Annotated in this window: 12 protein-coding genes; 6 read left to right on the forward strand and 6 right to left on the reverse strand. The window is 39.8% G+C overall.

Going from position 1 to position 16,135, the window contains the following annotated elements:
- Positions 1-60: 60 nt before the first annotated feature.
- The 4 genes from ABJH98_RS06000 to ABJH98_RS06015 all read right to left on the reverse strand — a co-directional run bounded on the left by ABJH98_RS06000 (position 61) and on the right by ABJH98_RS06015 (position 3,991).
- Complete coding sequence (locus tag ABJH98_RS06000) at positions 61-1,446, reverse strand: hypothetical protein (RefSeq protein WP_348306730.1); 1,386 nt, start codon at positions 1,444-1,446, stop codon at positions 61-63.
- Positions 1,447-1,651: 205 nt separating this feature from the next.
- Positions 1,652-2,377 carry a metallophosphoesterase gene (locus ABJH98_RS06005; protein ID WP_348306731.1) on the reverse strand — a complete coding sequence of 242 codons (726 nt, stop codon included), beginning with the start codon at positions 2,375-2,377 and terminating at the stop codon, positions 1,652-1,654.
- Positions 2,374-2,667: a VF530 family protein gene (locus ABJH98_RS06010; protein ID WP_348306732.1), complete on the reverse strand. Its 294-nt coding sequence runs from the start codon at positions 2,665-2,667 to the stop codon at positions 2,374-2,376. Before ABJH98_RS06010 ends, ABJH98_RS06005 begins: the two co-directional genes overlap by 4 nt.
- Positions 2,668-2,677: 10 nt before the next feature.
- Positions 2,678-3,991, reverse strand: a complete 1,314-nt coding sequence (locus tag ABJH98_RS06015; RefSeq protein ID WP_348306733.1) for a DEAD/DEAH box helicase — start codon at positions 3,989-3,991, stop codon at positions 2,678-2,680.
- A gap of 1,288 nt (positions 3,992-5,279) precedes the next feature.
- Between ABJH98_RS06015 and ABJH98_RS06020 the strand changes: the two genes are divergently transcribed.
- From ABJH98_RS06020 to ABJH98_RS06040, 5 genes are all read left to right on the forward strand, one after another.
- On the forward strand, positions 5,280-6,863 hold the full coding sequence (locus ABJH98_RS06020; RefSeq protein ID WP_348306734.1) for an SDR family NAD(P)-dependent oxidoreductase: 1,584 nt from the start codon (positions 5,280-5,282) through the stop codon (positions 6,861-6,863).
- A 259-nt stretch (positions 6,864-7,122) separates the two neighbouring features.
- A complete protein-coding gene (locus ABJH98_RS06025; protein WP_348306735.1) occupies positions 7,123-7,878 on the forward strand; it encodes a hypothetical protein in 756 nt (251 codons plus the stop codon).
- The gene (locus ABJH98_RS06030; RefSeq protein WP_348306736.1) at positions 7,875-8,759 is read left to right on the forward strand and encodes a hypothetical protein; all 885 of its coding nucleotides are present in this window, start codon (positions 7,875-7,877) and stop codon (positions 8,757-8,759) included. The genes ABJH98_RS06025 and ABJH98_RS06030 overlap by 4 nt, the downstream gene beginning before the upstream one ends.
- 78 nt (positions 8,760-8,837) lie before the next feature.
- The gene (locus ABJH98_RS06035; protein WP_348306737.1) at positions 8,838-9,449 is read left to right on the forward strand and encodes an FKBP-type peptidyl-prolyl cis-trans isomerase; all 612 of its coding nucleotides are present in this window, start codon (positions 8,838-8,840) and stop codon (positions 9,447-9,449) included.
- A gap of 213 nt (positions 9,450-9,662) precedes the next feature.
- Entirely contained in the window at positions 9,663-11,210 is a 1,548-nt protein-coding gene (locus ABJH98_RS06040) for an AbgT family transporter (protein ID WP_348306738.1), read from the forward strand.
- Positions 11,211-11,286: 76 nt separating this feature from the next.
- Here the strand turns inward: ABJH98_RS06040 and ABJH98_RS06045 are convergent, their stop codons facing one another.
- Complete coding sequence (locus ABJH98_RS06045; RefSeq protein WP_348306739.1) at positions 11,287-12,237, reverse strand: MlaD family protein; 951 nt, start codon at positions 12,235-12,237, stop codon at positions 11,287-11,289.
- Positions 12,238-12,246: 9 nt separating this feature from the next.
- Positions 12,247-13,032, reverse strand: a complete 786-nt coding sequence (locus ABJH98_RS06050) for an N-acetylmuramoyl-L-alanine amidase (protein WP_348306740.1) — start codon at positions 13,030-13,032, stop codon at positions 12,247-12,249.
- A gap of 79 nt (positions 13,033-13,111) precedes the next feature.
- On the opposite strand from ABJH98_RS06050, the gene ABJH98_RS06055 reads away from it, so the two are divergent.
- Complete coding sequence (locus tag ABJH98_RS06055; RefSeq protein WP_348306741.1) at positions 13,112-15,976, forward strand: putative LPS assembly protein LptD; 2,865 nt, start codon at positions 13,112-13,114, stop codon at positions 15,974-15,976.
- The last annotated feature ends 159 nt before the right edge of the window (positions 15,977-16,135 follow it).

Raw genomic sequence — 16,135 nt, forward strand, 5'->3', positions numbered from 1 at the left:
CCGCCACGAAAATATCCTGACCTATAAAACCCCATTCATTCATAGCATTTGTTATGAGTCTTATTGGCTCGTTGCGTTTTTTGCGGAGTTTACAATTCCATCTTCAACTTCATCAGCCGTTGTTTCAATAATGTCTTTCGTTCGATCTTCTATCGTCTTAACTATTGATTTGTCTTTGTTTTTGTCACGATCCAGTAAGTTTAGAAGAGGGTTGTCAGATTTCTGATAATCAGAGATAAGTTTTCCGGGGTTCTCATTGGCTACTGCCAAGAAGTTGTGTAGTAATTTAATTCTAAGCTCTTCTGAAATATTGTTATCCTGAATTTCTTCAATTTGATTTGACAATCCTTCAATTGTCATGCTTAAAACTTGTTTGTGAGAATATTCTTCAATTAATCTTTTTGACAAGTTAACTTTTTTGTTCGCCGAAATTGTTGTCCAAATTAAGGGAACGTAAAGTGGCAAAAATGACAAAATAACTTTCGGTGATCTTTCAACTACTTCTATTAAATTCGAACCAGTTGCAAGAAAGAAAACACTTACTGCAATTGGAAGTAATGAAACCAAGGAGAGGTATAAAATTCCTCTACTAAAACTTGCCTTATATTCTTTAAATAGTTCTTCCTCTTCATTTTTCTTAGCTATGAAAGCTGAACTTAACCCAGCAGTTAATGCATCTGGTAAGAGCGATGAAATTCTCTTGTTGATTTCATTGTATTCATTTTTCGCATCTTCCTTCGCATTGTCAATCTCACTTTGGTTTTCTTCAATGAAATTATCGAATTGTTCCTTACTATAGGTTTTAAGGCTTTCTAACTGATCAATTAATTTTTCAGCGTTATCATTTAGTTCGCTATATGCTGTTTCTAGTTCAGCTTTTAAACCTTCAATATTTACAGTTTCACCGTCTTCATCCTCATCCTCATATCCAATAATTTCCCTGTGAAGTTCATCGATTTCTGATTTCTTGGCTAAAATACCTTTATATGTAGTTGTAGCCTTACTCGCATTTTCTTGAATGCCAGTAAGTACATTTTCTAATTCTTCTGCCTCATTTTCTAATTCAGGATGCTCTTCTAGAATTTGTGTTATTTTAGTTATTGAGGATAATAATTCGTCACTCCGTTCAGTAATATTATTACTAGATTCATGAGAATTCTGATTCAGTTCATCTATTTCATTTTTTAGTTTTGAGATTGATTCAGCTTTATTATTAAGTAATGCTTCTGTACTTGTAATCCTATCAAGAATCTCGATAGCCTGATTTAATCGTTCCTCAGTTTTGTTTTTATATTCAGCTGCTTTTTTTGATGCTTGTCTCGCTTCCTTTTCAATGTCTGATGGCTTTTCTTCAATTCTTTTTTCAAGAATGGTTAATCTTTCCCATAGTTTTCTCCTTTCGTCCTCCAGATAGTCAATCTTTTTAGAGTTTTTACCATCAAACATGTTTAGTATTTTTTAAGCGGTGAATATTCCGTGACTCATAACGTAGTGATATGTAGACAAAGGTGACTATATATCTACTATACGTACTTATCTATTTACTTTTTACTTAATTTTCTCAGAAGGGCTGCGGTCTGGCTGCTGACCAGACGTGATGCAAAATAAGAAAATCAAATGATGATCACAACTGGCTGTATATCGCAGTTGATCATTTCTGAATATTGTCAAACCAGATCACTTTTGAGTCCAATTGATTCTTCGTGATTTTCAAGATGCGATACGCAAAACCAATGTTTTCTACTTCTGCTTTTTCGGAGTGTCTTTTTACTTGAATACTGGCGGAAGGGGTCACGGTTTGCGTGATGTGATTTACTGTTTGACGATCATCCAAGTGCAAGTGTCCACAAAAGATGTGAATGGGTTGATGATGTGATTTTAGTATCTCAAGTATCAGCTCATCACCATCAAGTGGAAATTCCAAATGAGGCGTGGTGTTCGTTTGCAAAATAGGGTGATGAACAAAGAGCAAAATAGGCTTTTCAGTTTGTACTTCTGATTTGAGCCAATCTAGCTGGGCCTGACTGATGGCTTCCGTAGAAGTATCCAGATAGATAGATTTGAATGCTTCGTTTTCTTCACTCCAGTACCATTCGCTTCGGTCAGCTATCACTTCGGGTCTTCTGGTTTGAATTATTTCAGCAAAGTTTTCATGATTGCCAAGTATGATTTTGTGATCGAGCGCACTTTGATCCAAGGAATCGAAGAACTGCCGATGTGCTGTTGGTGACCCGATATCACCTAAAAAAAACAATTGTTTGATTCCTCTGGACTGAATATCAGCAAGGATGGTTTTCCAGTTTTCCCAAGGGTTGACACCGTTTTTAGTGGTAAAATCTTCTTCGGCATGTAGGTCGGTGACTAAGGCTATTTTCATTCAGGTTTCTTCTTGTAATATCTAGGCTTTCCAGGCTCACGTTTGGGTTTCTCTCTGCGGCTATAGCCGCGCTTTAGTACATGCAGGTAAAAACGCTCTACTTTTTCTCTTGCCCATGGGGTTCTACGCAAGAATTTCAAACTGGATTTGATGGACGGATCGTGGGTGAAACAATTGATATTTACTTCTTCACCTAGATATTTCCAGCCGACATTTTCAACCAGATATTCTAAAATATCAGCGAGTTTTACGCCGTGTAGGGGATTGTTTACTTGTTCGTGATCACTCATTGCATGCAAGTTATTTCAAAAGACTGATTCTTACCTTCTTCTTTTTCAATCGGCTATTGTTGAGTTGGTTGCAGAGGTTTTTAGACTTCGAAATCGGTACAGCCACAAAAGCACAGTCTTGCTTGAGTTCTATCATGCCAAGTTCTTCCTTCTTCAGTTGGCCTTGTTTCATGAACAGTCCGGCAATATCTCCTTTAGATATTTTGTCTTTTCTGCCGCCAGAAATAAAGAGTGTAATCCAGGCGCTGTCTTCAAACTGGTTTTGTCCATTCAAAACTTCCTCGTTTATGTCGGAGATAAAGTCGGGCAGTCTTTCGTTTTTACCTTTCAGTAAATAAGCGGTTCCATCTTGCTGCATTCGTGCCGTGCGTCCATTTCGATGGGTAAACTCCTCTTCTTTAGGCGGCAATTGAAAATGAATAATGAAGTCTAAAGCAGGGACGTCAATGCCTCTGGCGGCTAGATCTGTAGCCAAAAGCAATCGGCTCGTGCCATTTCTAAATTTGATCAACGCCCGTTCGCGATCCTGCTGTTCTAGACCGCCATAGAAACAGCTGTGACCGATGTGGTGATCCGACAGGTAGTCGCTCACTTCCTGTATTGTGTCTTTGAAATTGCAGAAGATAATGCCATTACCCCTTTGGATATGTCCTAAGAGTTGGACAAGTGCAGCGAGTTTGTCTCTGGAATCTGAAGCCACCAATTTCAAAGTTAGATTGCTGGTTGCCTGATCTAGGAAATCCAGCTGGGTAGGATTTTTTAAGTTGACAAATGAAGGAATTTCCACCTTTTGAGTCGCTGATGTCAGTATCTTTTTTTTGGCAGTTCTGAGCTCGTCGATGATCTCGATCATTTCTGATTCGAACCCGACTTCAAGGGATTTGTCGAACTCATCAAGTACGAGTGTATCAATATAATCGGTAGATATGGTCTCTCGACGGAAATGATCTGCTATTCTTCCTGGTGTGCCAATCAGGATGGCTGGTGCATGTTTCAGTTCCATTTTATCTTTCGATCCGGCTCTACCACCGTACACGGCATTGGCTTTGAAGCCACTGCCCATTTCTCTTACTACTTGCTCGATTTGGATCGCTAGTTCGCGAGAGGGAACTAAGATCAGGACTTGGACTTCTTTTAGACTTGGATCTAAGGAGGCAATGATAGGAAGCAAAAAAGCCAAAGTTTTGCCTGTACCTGTAGGGGAGAGTAGCACCACTTCGTTATTTTCTGAAATGGCTTGTTGTGCCGCTACTTGCATAGGGTTGAGTGCTGGTATTCCCAGCTTCTGAAGAATGGCTTTCTTATCCTTGATGTGTTCTGACATGTGGCAAAGGTAGGATTAAAGAGTCATTAAAGAGGTTACTTGAAGCAACCTCTTTAATCTGGTTTTTCAAATGCTTGTCATTTTGCAGGGAGGCGCGACTGGAGAAAACTCGTTAGTTCTTTGCAGTAAGGATTCAGACCAGACACCGCTGACAAGATTCCTCCACTGCGCCTGTCTGCCGTAAGGCTGGCTACGGAATGACCATTAAAATATAAACACCATCCTCAAGTCATTTCGCAGGGAGGCACGACTGGAGAAAACTCGTTAGTTCTTTGCAGTAGGTATTCAGACCAGACACCGCTGACAAGATTCCTCCACTGCGCCTGTCTGCCGTCAGGCTGGCTACGGAATGACAATTAAAATATTAACACCCTTCTCAAGTCATTTCGCAGGGAGGCACGACCGGAGAAAACTCCTTAGTTCTTTGCAGTTAGGATTCTGACCAGACACCGCTAACAAGATTCCTCCACTGCGCCTGTCTGCCGTCAGGCTGGCTACGGAATGACCATTAAAATATAAACACCATCCTCAAGTCATTTCGCAGGGAGGCACGACCGGAGAAAACTTCTTAGTAGTTCTTTGCAGTTAGGATTCTGACCAGACACCGCTAACAAGATTCCTCCACTGCGCCTGTCTGCCGTCAGGCTGGCTACGGAATGACCATTAAAATATAAACACCAACCTCAAGTCATTTCGCAGGGAGGCACGACTGGAGAAAACTCGTTAGTTCTTTGCAGTAAGTATTCAGACCAGATACCGCTGATAAGATTCCTCCACTGCGCCTGTCTGCCGTCAGGCTAGCTACGGAATGACCATTAAAATATTAACACCCTTCTCAAGTCATTTCGCAGGGAGGCACGACCGGAGAAAACTCCTTAGTTCTTTGCGGCAGGGATTCAGGCTAGACGTCGCTGAGGAGATTCCTTCACTGCGCTTGTCTGCCGTCAGGCTAGCTACGGAATGACATTTAGAATGTTAACACCATCCTTAAGTCATTTCGCAGGGAGGCACGACTGAAGAAAACTCGTTAGTTCTTTGCGGTAGGGATTCAGACTAGACGCCGCTGAGGAGATTCCTTCGCTGCGCCTGTCTGCCGTCAGGCTGGCTACGGAATGACAATTAAAATATTAACACCATTCTCAAGTCATTTCGCAGGGAGGCACGACCGGAGAAAACTCGTTAGTTCTTTGCGGCAGGGATTCAGGCTAGACGTCGCTGAGGAGAATCCTTTGCTTCACTTTACTTCCGTCAAGTTCGTTTTGGAATGACTGAAAAATGATAGCAGTTAATGATCTTCTTCGCCATTCATTTCAATACCTTTGCGCCTCGAATGGCTACAGATAAGAAAAATATTAGCAAAGAAGACTTAGAAAAGTGCTTGTCTATCTTACAAGGATTGGTAGAAGATAGCGAACCACTTGTGGATCTAAGTGAAGAGCAGCGTGTAGCATTAATGAAAGCGGCTGGCGAAGTGTCTCGCCCTGACAGAACCGAATTGCGCAAGCGAAGAAAGGATCTGAAGAATAAAGAAAAAACCGCCATTCGAAAACAAGACCGAGAAGCAAGAGAAGCCACGGGCATTCGTTCCGCCCGAACAGCTAAAATATTCGAAGCGCCAGATCAGATATTGCTACCGGCAGCCAAGCTGGACATGGAAGGGCAAGAGTTGAATTCGCCCAGAAACTGCTATGTCTGCAAAGCCGAGTATACCAAACTCCACCCGTTCTACGACACCATGTGCGAGACTTGTGGTGACCTCAACTATGCCAAGAGATTCCAAACTGCAGACCTGACCGGACAAGTGGCTCTGATGACAGGTTCACGCTTGAAGATCGGTTATCACGTGACATTGATGATGCTTAGGGCAGGCGCAACCGTGATAGCGACTACTCGATTTCCGGCAGACTCAGCCATCCGTTTTGCGAAAGAAAAAGATTATTTTAAATGGAGTGACCGCTTGCATATCCATGGGTTGGACTTGCGCCATACGCCGAGTGTTGAGCTTTTCTGTACTTATATCGAGCAGACTTACGATCGATTAGATATTCTCATCAACAACGCAGCACAGACTGTGCGTCGTCCTCCAGGTTTTTATTCCCACATGATGGACAAGGAGCAGTTGCCATTTGAAGATCATTCTCCAGATGTGCAAAAACTATTGACCAGCCACCACAAATGCCTCAATAGAATAGGGGCGGTGAGTCCATCAGGAAAAGATACTTCGACCTTAGCTGTGTCGTGGAATGAAAAAGCACCAGGACTAGGACTTCGTGCTTCTGCGCAATTGTCTCAAATACCATACAGTTACGATGGAGCCTTGCAAAACGAAGAGGTTTTCCCAGAAGGAAAACTAGATGTGGACTTGCAGCAGGTGGATTTGAGAACCACCAATTCTTGGAGACTCAAACTAGGAGAGGTGCCCACGCCGGAATTGCTGGAAGTGCAATTGGTAAATTCTATTGCTCCGTTTGTCCTTTGTAATCGCTTATCATCCATGATGAAGAGAGAGAATACGGGCATCAAACATATCGTGAATGTCACGGCGATGGAAGGGAAGTTCTATCGCTTCAAAAAGGAGCCTCGTCACCCACATACCAATATGGCGAAAGCAGCTTTGAATATGTTGACCCACACATCTGCTGGTGAATTGGCCAAGCACGGTATTTATATGAATGCGGTAGATACGGGCTGGGTGACGGACGAAGACCCAGCGCAGATCGCTAAGTTCAAAGAGGAAGTACACGACTTTCAGCCACCGCTAGACATTGTAGATGGTGCAGCTCGTGTCATGGATCCCATATTTGACGGTATCAACCGAGGCGAACACTGGTGTGGGAAGTTTCTGAAAGATTACTTTCCGATTGATTGGTAGGCCTTAATTGAAAATCCCACTCCAGATACTTGAACCATTCTCATCTGAGGTTCTTTTGATTGAATCCTTAACTAGTTAATTGATCTATTGATTATATTAGTTTTCTATTGTTATTTGGAATTGATCACCTTTCTATATGTTGAAGTATCTATCTTTTGAATCAAGGATATTGTGCATGTCATGTGTATTTGTCCTCATTAGGATGGTAGACCCTTTGATCCGATACATAAATAGAGGGCTGCTTCCTGAATTTCTATTAATGAGTATTCTGATTTCAAGCATAAGTATAATAGTTCTACTCATTACACTTTTTGGTATTCAATCCTATAAAATTAATCTTACTTATAGTGTGGTGCTACTTTTGATTTTTTCATTTTACTGGATATCCAGGGACGGCTTGGTGAGCACTTCTGACGTTAACCTTATCGCCTTGTTTACCCTTCTAGCAGCATGCAATAGAAAAAAAGAGCTAAAGCTCGTTTTGATTTGTTCTTATATCTTCATTGTATTTGTTGTATTTGCTTGGGTTTTAGACGCTGAATTTTTGGATGTATTAGAAAGGCACCCTGTATTTGATATTTATAAATATCAATTTATAGTAATACTCTTTACTTCATTTATGATTTTATGGTTGAAACAGTATCATCAAGATCAAGATTCTTCTTCTAAAAAGGCCGAAATGATATCTTCGAAGATTCAGGAATTGGCAAATGAAAATGAAGGACTGGAAGCTCAGCAAAAGGAATTGGAAATGTCCAATGAGCAACTTGAACAACTTGTTCAGGAAAGAAAAGAAAAACTAACGAATTCAAATGCTCAAATTTCTGCTTTTCTGGATGTGAATTCCAATCAAATTGCTCCAACGGTTGAAGAATTATTGGAAGAAATTGAGTCATTAGAAGGTCTTGAAAAAGAATTGGCTTATGCAGATTGGTTGCATCGATCTGCAGAGAAATTAGAGGAGGCTTTTGTTGCAGTTAAAATGTCTCACAATAAATGGGTTCAGGAAGAATGAAACATAGTGAAACAGAATTAGATTTTAAGTATGCCTTTTTTAAGGTTTGTCTGTATGTCACTGTATTGGCCACATTTTATCAACTGATTGTGTCTTTGGTTGTACTGACTGGTGCCTTTCATATCATGCTGTCCTCCACTCTTTTTTTGGTGTCCGTTGCTTCCTTATACTTCTGGAAAGACCCTTCTAAGTATTCGGTGATAGTTTGGATTAATGCCGCAGTCTGGACTACAGCTTATATATTTTACTGGATTGGAACTGGCGGTGTTTTCTCAGCGCCCGCTTATGTTTTCTTTGTTTTGGTTATTGTTTTCATCATTGTATTGGCCAAACCTTACGGGTATTACTATACGGTGCTTTTTTGTGCTACTTGCTTAGTGCTGACAGTTGTTGCTCCAACAGGTATGTATGAATATCATATGACGCTAAGTGATGATTTGTACTATGTTTTAGCTACTCAATTTTTGATTTGTCTATTATTAATTGTCATTTCTCTTCATTTCCTCAAAACTAATTTTGATAAAGAGCGCTCGAAAAATGAAGAGTCAAACGAAACCTTAATTAGTCTAACCGCTGAATTGGAGACCAAAAAGAAAGAACTATTGGCCAAGAGGGAAAAAATTGAAAATCTCAAAAGGAACCTCGAGCATTTAGTGCATGAAAGAACCATACAGTTAGAAGAGAAGCACGAACAATTGTCTCAATATGCTTATGATAATGCACATACATTAAGAGGAGCTCTCTGTAATGTTCTTGCGATCATCAGTTTGATTAAAAAGGAACCAAATAATAGTCAAACCTTAGATGCAATAGATCGACTCAATCAAAAAGCAATTGACTTAGATTCCTTGGTTTATCAAGTGAATAACCTGCTAAAGTAGGTTTCGCATTAGAGTTGATTCCAATTTGATAAACCTAATGAATCTCCTACCTTTGCGCCCTTAATAAAAGACATTATAATGACAGAATTAAACACTGAAGAACAAAAATTCAGTTACGGACTAGGACAGAGTGTAGGTACAAACTTCACCAACGAAGGATTCAATGAAATCTTCGAGATTGATGCTTTCATGAGCGGATTGGGTGATTCATTTGCTGGTCACAGCGAATTGACAGTTGAAGAAATCAACACTGTGATCCAAAAGAAAATTGGGGAATTGAAAGCAGCTGCACATGGCGACGCCAAAGAAAAAGGCGAAGCGTTCTTAGCAGTGAATGCTGAGAAAGATGGTGTAACTGTTTTGCCGAGCGGATTGCAATATGAAGTGGTAGAATCTGGTGATGCTTCTGGAACCAAGCCATCTCCTTCTAGCAATGTGACTACTCACTACACTGGCAGCTTGATCGATGGAAAAGTGTTCGATAGCTCAGTGCAAAGAGGTGAGCCTGCTACGTTCCCAGTAAATGGTGTGATTGCAGGATGGACTGAAGCGCTTCAGTTGATGGTGCCTGGAGACAAGTGGAGACTTTATATCCCTTTCAACTTGGCCTATGGTGATAGAGGAGCAGGAGCAGATATTCCTCCTTTTGCTGCATTGGTATTCGATATCGAATTAATCAAAGTAGACTGATTAATAATAGATACTGTAGAAAATTTATAGCCTTGGCGTTTCGTTAAGGCTTTTTTTGTGCCTTTAAATTAATACACATCTAGTAATGATTTATTTGATGTATGAGAATTGATAGAATTGAATTAATTTGTGATGATATACTATTAGGTAACCCAGTCTGAAATGTGAAATGATGTAGTCTGGAATTATGAAAACAAAACCAATTTTTAAACAATGACATCTGATTCGAATAATGATAATGGTCTGGTAAATAAACTGCTAGGCCACGTAGAGCGCATTGGTAATAAACTGCCTGATCCCGCTATTCTATTTTTAGTTTCTATTTTCATCGTATGGATATTATCAGCATTGATGGCATCTATAGAGTTTACTGAAATCAACCCAAGAGATGGCCTGCCCATTAGAGTTCAAAACCTCTTAACAGGAACGGCTTTGACCACCTTCCTGTCTCAAATGGTTACTATATTCACCAGTTTTGCTCCCTTAGGTGTGGTTCTAGTTGCCATGCTTGGCGTAGGCGTAGCTGATGGTTCTGGCTATATTCATACAGCCATCAAAATGATGCTGAAGAAAACACCTGGATTCCTACTGACTCCTGTGGTCATATTTGTAGGTATTGTTTCTCATTCAGCTATTGATGCAGGATATGTTCTGGTGATACCGTTAGGAGGGATTATTTTTTATGCCGCAGGAAGACACCCTTTGGCTGGTATAGCGGCCGCTTTTGCGGGAGTTTCTGGCGGGTTTAGTGCCAATCCATTGCCTTCTGCTATTGATCCTTTGCTTCAAGGTTTTACGCAGCCTGCGGCTCAGATTATAGATCAGGCGGTTCAAGTCAATCCGTTAGCCAATTATTACTTCACGGCTTGCTCTAGTATTCTTGTGACTTTAGTGGGTTGGTATCTTACGGATAAAATCATTGAACCAAGATTGAACAAAAACAACCCAGTTGATGATGATGTGGAAAAAGCACCGGATATGGGTGATTTTACAGATCAAGAGAAAAAAGGATTCTGGACGGCTACGATCACAACTTTTGTGGTGTTTGTTTTGTTTGTCCTATCGCTTTTACCAGAAAGTTCTCCATTTAGGGATGCCTCTGGTTCTCTGACATCATTTACGGCTCCTGTCATGCAGTCTATTGTGCCACTGATATTTTTGTTTTTCTTGTTACCAGGAGTAATTCATGGAATTGTGGCTGGCAAGTTTAAGTCTAGCAAAGATGTAATAGATGTGATGTCAGAGTCCATGAGGGGTATGGCATACTACGTGGTGATGGCGTTTTTCTGTTCCCTGTTTATTTATGCGTTTGGGACTTCCAATTTAGGTGCACTATTAGCCATTAAGGGAGCCAATTTCTTGAAAGGACTGGCACTTTCTGGTCCTGTGACGATCACGGGAATTATTTTTCTAGCGGCATTTGTGAACTTATTTGTGGGTTCGGCTTCTGCCAAATGGGCGATGCTCGCGCCAATTTTTGTTCCGATGCTCATGCAGTTGGGCTATTCTCCGGAGCTAACTCAGGCAGCCTATAGAGTAGGAGACTCTTCTACTAATATCATTACACCATTGATGCCGTATTTTCCTTTGGTGGTCGTTTTCTGCCAAAAGTATGTGAAAGGAACTGGTATAGGTACTTTGGTTTCGGTTATGATTCCTTATTCAATTGCCCTACTTATTCTTTGGACCATATTCCTAGTTACTTTTTGGATTTTAGGGATTCCTTTGGGACTTCAAGCGAGTTACTTGTATGCGGGGTAAATAATCAACTGCAAATGGTTGGTCCTAAAATTGCCATAAAGGTAATTTAGGACTAACCATTTTTTATAGATGCAAACTATTCCTCTGTGGCGGCTTTGGCACGAGCCTTTTCGATTTTCTTTTTGGATTTACCTAGAGGCGCCATGAAATGTTTAGGGTTTTCATCGAAATGAATAAGCAACTGATCTAGGTCCAGAATCGTCTGATTTAGATTATTGTAGAGACTGTCTTCTTTGAGTATTTTACCGACTGTGCCTTTACCAGCATTGATATCTTCCATGATCAACGTAAGCTCTGCTAGCGTGCCGTTAAGTGCATTAATGGCACTGTCGATTGGAAGATGTTGTACCATATTTAAAGTAGAATCAGCATTAGCCAAGACAGGCTCCAGCATATCTACTTTGTCATTTACATTGGCTAATAAGGTATTGACGCCTGTCATAGTTACCTTTAGATTAGCGTTATTTTGTCTCACAAATTGATTTACACCTTTGAGCGTGGTATTTAATGATTTTAATACATCCTTGATGTCCTCTCCAGCTCCCTCCATTCCCAAAAGAATTTCGTTGATTCTTCGGATCGTCACGGTTAAGTTAGAAGTGATAGGTTCTGCGCTTTCAAATAAAGCCGCCAACCCTTTGTCAATATCCGATTTGAGTGTATCTCCACTCTTTAGTGGTCTAGATAAATCACCAATCTGGAGCAAAATTGCCTTGCTGCCTAGAAAATCACTGTTTGTCAATTGTGCCACAGTCGAATCTCCAAGAACTACCCGTTCGTCTACGTCCAATTCTACTATGATTCGATTGTTTTTTTGCTGAAGGATACCAATTGAACTCACACGACCAACCGCATATCCATTGATGATGACGGGATTAGAAACATTGAGACCGTCTATGTTTTTGTAAAGCACATAGTATTTGTTGGTAGGAGAGAAAAAATCCTTGCCCTTTAGGTAATTGAATCCGAGATAAAGGATGGCGCCAGAGATGATGGCGAACAGGCCTACTTTAAATTCTTTACTCACGTTTAGGTATTAGTTTTTAGATTCAATTTCGGTTTTGTAATCACGAAATGCACGGTATATACCCGATGCAATATAGGTTTGTTGTAATTTATCATTTAATTCTTTTTCCTCCTTAGGATTGCTTAAAAATCCAGTTTCTACTAAAATACTTGGCATAGCAGAACTCCAAAGAAGGTATAAGCTAGATTGTTTCACTCCGCGACTCTTTCTTCCAACTCTGTTTTTAAACTGATCCTCGACATTAGTGGCGAGCAAGATGCTTTGTTCTTGATAAACAGATTGAGTCAATGAAAAAAGTATGTAAGACTCAGGAGAGTTAGGGTCAAAACCTTGATAAGTTTCTTCATAATTATCTTCCAACAGAATTACTGAATTTTCTCTTTTGGCAACTTCAAAATTCCTGTCAAAGTTCTTTAAACCCATGACATAGGTTTCTGTCCCGTGTACTTCATTACTCCAAGGTGCATTGTTACAATGAATAGAAATGAATAAGTCGGCGTCGTTTTTATTGGCTAAATCCGATCGCTCGAATAAAGTAGGGAAGCTGTCATCTTGACGCGTATAAATGATCTCAACTTCAGGCATATATTTTTTTATAATCTCACCTGTTTCAAGTGCGATACTTAAAGCAATGTCTTTTTCTTTGGAATAAGAACCAAAAGTGCCAGGATCTTTTCCTCCATGGCCAGCATCAATCACAATTTTTCTAACCGTAACATCTTTTACCCCTGTATAGTTAAAGGAGCTTAAAATGAACAGAATCGAAAAAAATGATATTGCAAAAATATTTTTCATCCAGATACGCTAGTTTAAATTATAATGGCAATATTTTTGTACAAAAATGTAAATTTTTACTCGTAACTGAAAACCCCTAGTGCGCATAATCAAGTACGTAGTCATTTTAATTTTACTCATTTCCGCTAGGTTTTCAGCTTTTGGTCAAGAATCTCCATTAGATTCTGCCCAAATTGTTCAACAAACGCTGCAATTGCTAGATTCTCTTGGTGTAAGAGACTCACTAGTGAACCATCCAGAGAGACTTCCTTTTATTGCAGATTCTGCTCAAGCCATCATGGGAGCGAATCCCGATGTATTAGATAGCCTTACAAATGCTGATTTGTTAGATAGTCTAACAGAAACCGTGCCTGTAGCGGCTCCACCAAAGCCTCGAGGTGATATTGAGACTACAATTGATTATAAAGCTCGGGATTCTATCTTTTTTGATCTTGGGAATCAAATGATGTATTTGTATGGAGAATCTCAAATTGATTATGGAGATATCAGTTTGTCTGCCGATCGAATTTCTCTGGATTGGGTAACCAATTCTATCCAGGCCAACTACACACTGGATAGTGCAGGAAAAAAAGTAGGTAAGCCGATTTTTTCAGAAAAGCAGGATGTTTATGAAACAGATGACATCAAATATAATTTCAAATCTAAACGAGCGCTAATCAATGGCGTGATTACAGAGCAGGACGGTGCATTTATGCACGGTGAAAAAGTAAAGAAGAATGAGAAAAATGAAATGTTTATAAGAGGGGCGAAATACACCACTTGTGATCATGCTTATCCGCACTATTATATCAAATCGTCCAAACTGAAAGTAATTCCTAACAACAAAGTAGTTTCAGGGCCATTCAATCTGTATTTTGGAGAGATAGCAACACCAATTGGCTTTCCATTTGGGATGTTTCCCCAGCCTAAAGAAAAAGCTTCCGGTATAATTTTTCCTTCCTATGGAGAAGATCAGAATCGAGGATTCTTTTTGAGAAATGGGGGGTATTATTTTGATATCAATGATTATATGGACTTGAAGCTGACAGGAGACATATTTACGAATGGTAGTTATGGACTTCAGAGTGTGTCGACCTATAGAAAAAGGTATGCTTTTTCTGGTAATTTTAATTTGAGATACAACAAGACCAACAGTACGCAATTTGAAGATGATTCCTTCTCTAAGGATTTTTGGTTAAACTGGTCACATAGTCCACAGTCAGCTGGAACTTCGAGATTTTCTGCATCTGTTTCTGCGGGTACATCTACCTATTCGGCCAATGCAAACAACGTGGGATATGATTATGAGCAGAGTGTCAATGCACAGTTTAACTCTAACATTTCTTATTCGAAAACCTTTCAGGGTACTCCGTTCAATTTGAGTTTGAATGCTCGGCACAGCCAGAATATAAGTACTGAAATCGTCAATGTTACCTTGCCGGAATTGAGTTTCAATATGAATCGGATTTATCCACTTAAAAATATTGTGAGTTCAAAGAATGGTATTTTAAGTAAGCTTGGTTTTTCTTATAACCTTGTAGCTAAAAGTGAATTATCCAATGCTACGGTAGCAAACCCAAGTTTTGATGTGATCAATAGAAATCCATTGGATGATAGTGTGATAGGATTTTCATCAGATAATCTAGCCGCTCTTTTTGATCGTGCAAAATTAGGAGCCAGACATACCATTCCTGTAGCCACCTCTTTTAATGTGATGAAGTATTTTACTGTTTCACCAAGTTTTAATTATACGGAAGTTTGGTACCCCAAAGAATTACAATACTCGTATGATGCTGAGGAAGAAGGGGTGAGGGTAGATACTTTACGCCAATTTTCACGTGCAGGCTGGTACAGTTCTGGTGCTTCTGTTTCTACTCGTTTTTATGGAATGTATAACTTCGGAGGGGGCAAAGTCCAGGCCATTCGTCATGTGATTACTCCTAGTGTAGGCTTTAGCTATAGCCCAGATTTTGGAGACCCTTCTAAGGGACACTATGAAGAAGTACAGGTAGACGAAGATGGAAATACAAGAATACTTTCCAAATATCAAGGATTCGCTTACGGTGGGCCTGCTTTAGGAGAAAATGCAAGTTTATCATTCTCCATGAATCATAACATAGAAATGAAAGTGAAGTCCAAAAATGATTCTATCGAAGAATACAAAAAAGTAAAAATCTTTGACAACTTGTCCATGTCCTCCGGCTACAATTTTCTGGCCGATTCTTTCAACCTAAGTAATATCAACGTCAATGCACGTACCAGCCTTTTCAACCAAATGGTGAGTGTCAATATGAGTGGTACGATTGATCCGTATGTATATGTTTTAGATAGTATTGGTGAGACTGACAATGTGTACCAAAGAAGAATCGATCGACTAGCGTGGAATAATGGAGGTGGACTAGGAAAACTAACCAGAGGGAATGTAGCCATTGGCTTGAATCTAAAGCCAAAAGGAAGTCAATCTAAACAAGACAATAATGGAGATAATGGTAGAAATATTGGAATGAACGATGGTCATATCAATAACTCAGATCCCGATAATCCCTTTTTGCCTGGACAAGAAGAGAATCAAATGGCAGGAAATGTAAATCAGTTCATATCTCGAGATCCCAATCAATACGTGCCTTTTGATGTGCCTTGGGCATTGAATATCAACTATGCTTTCAATTATACGAAGAATGGATTCAATGATGCGGTAATCACTCAGACGTTAAATTTCAATGGAAACCTCAGCATCACTGACAAAACCAGAATAGGATTTAATTCTGGATATGATATTAAAAACAAGGAATTTACGGTGACCCGATTGAATGTAGGTAGAGACTTGCATTGCTGGACCATCAATTTTAATTGGGTTCCTTTCGGTCCGCGCCAATCTTATTTTGTTGAAATACGTGTAAACTCACAGTTGCTGAAAGATTTGAAGCTGGATAAAAAGAGCCGCTCCACATACACCAGTTTCTAAGGTCTAGTCATTTTTATCACTTTTAATATTTTGATCTACATTGTCATTTCGACCTTAAGGGAGAAATCTTAATGAAATTAAGTAAAATCTTGTTGATGAGATTTCTCCGCTTCGACGAACCGACTCCGTTCGAAATGACAACAAATTTTAAGATATTCC

This window comes from Reichenbachiella sp., from assembly GCF_039969095.1.
Classification (GTDB): Bacteria; Bacteroidota; Bacteroidia; order Cytophagales; family Cyclobacteriaceae; genus Reichenbachiella.

Coding starts and splice junctions, on each gene's coding strand:
- ABJH98_RS06000 (WP_348306730.1), bottom strand. CDS start 1,446: ATGTTTGATGGTAAAAACTCTAAAAAGATTGACTATCTGGAGGACGAA.
- ABJH98_RS06005 (WP_348306731.1), bottom strand. CDS start 2,377: ATGAAAATAGCCTTAGTCACCGACCTACATGCCGAAGAAGATTTTACC.
- ABJH98_RS06010 (WP_348306732.1), bottom strand. CDS start 2,667: ATGAGTGATCACGAACAAGTAAACAATCCCCTACACGGCGTAAAACTC.
- ABJH98_RS06015 (WP_348306733.1), bottom strand. CDS start 3,991: ATGTCAGAACACATCAAGGATAAGAAAGCCATTCTTCAGAAGCTGGGA.
- ABJH98_RS06020 (WP_348306734.1), top strand. CDS start 5,280: ATGATCTTCTTCGCCATTCATTTCAATACCTTTGCGCCTCGAATGGCT.
- ABJH98_RS06025 (WP_348306735.1), top strand. CDS start 7,123: ATGAGTATTCTGATTTCAAGCATAAGTATAATAGTTCTACTCATTACA.
- ABJH98_RS06030 (WP_348306736.1), top strand. CDS start 7,875: ATGAAACATAGTGAAACAGAATTAGATTTTAAGTATGCCTTTTTTAAG.
- ABJH98_RS06035 (WP_348306737.1), top strand. CDS start 8,838: ATGACAGAATTAAACACTGAAGAACAAAAATTCAGTTACGGACTAGGA.
- ABJH98_RS06040 (WP_348306738.1), top strand. CDS start 9,663: ATGACATCTGATTCGAATAATGATAATGGTCTGGTAAATAAACTGCTA.
- ABJH98_RS06050 (WP_348306740.1), bottom strand. CDS start 13,032: ATGAAAAATATTTTTGCAATATCATTTTTTTCGATTCTGTTCATTTTA.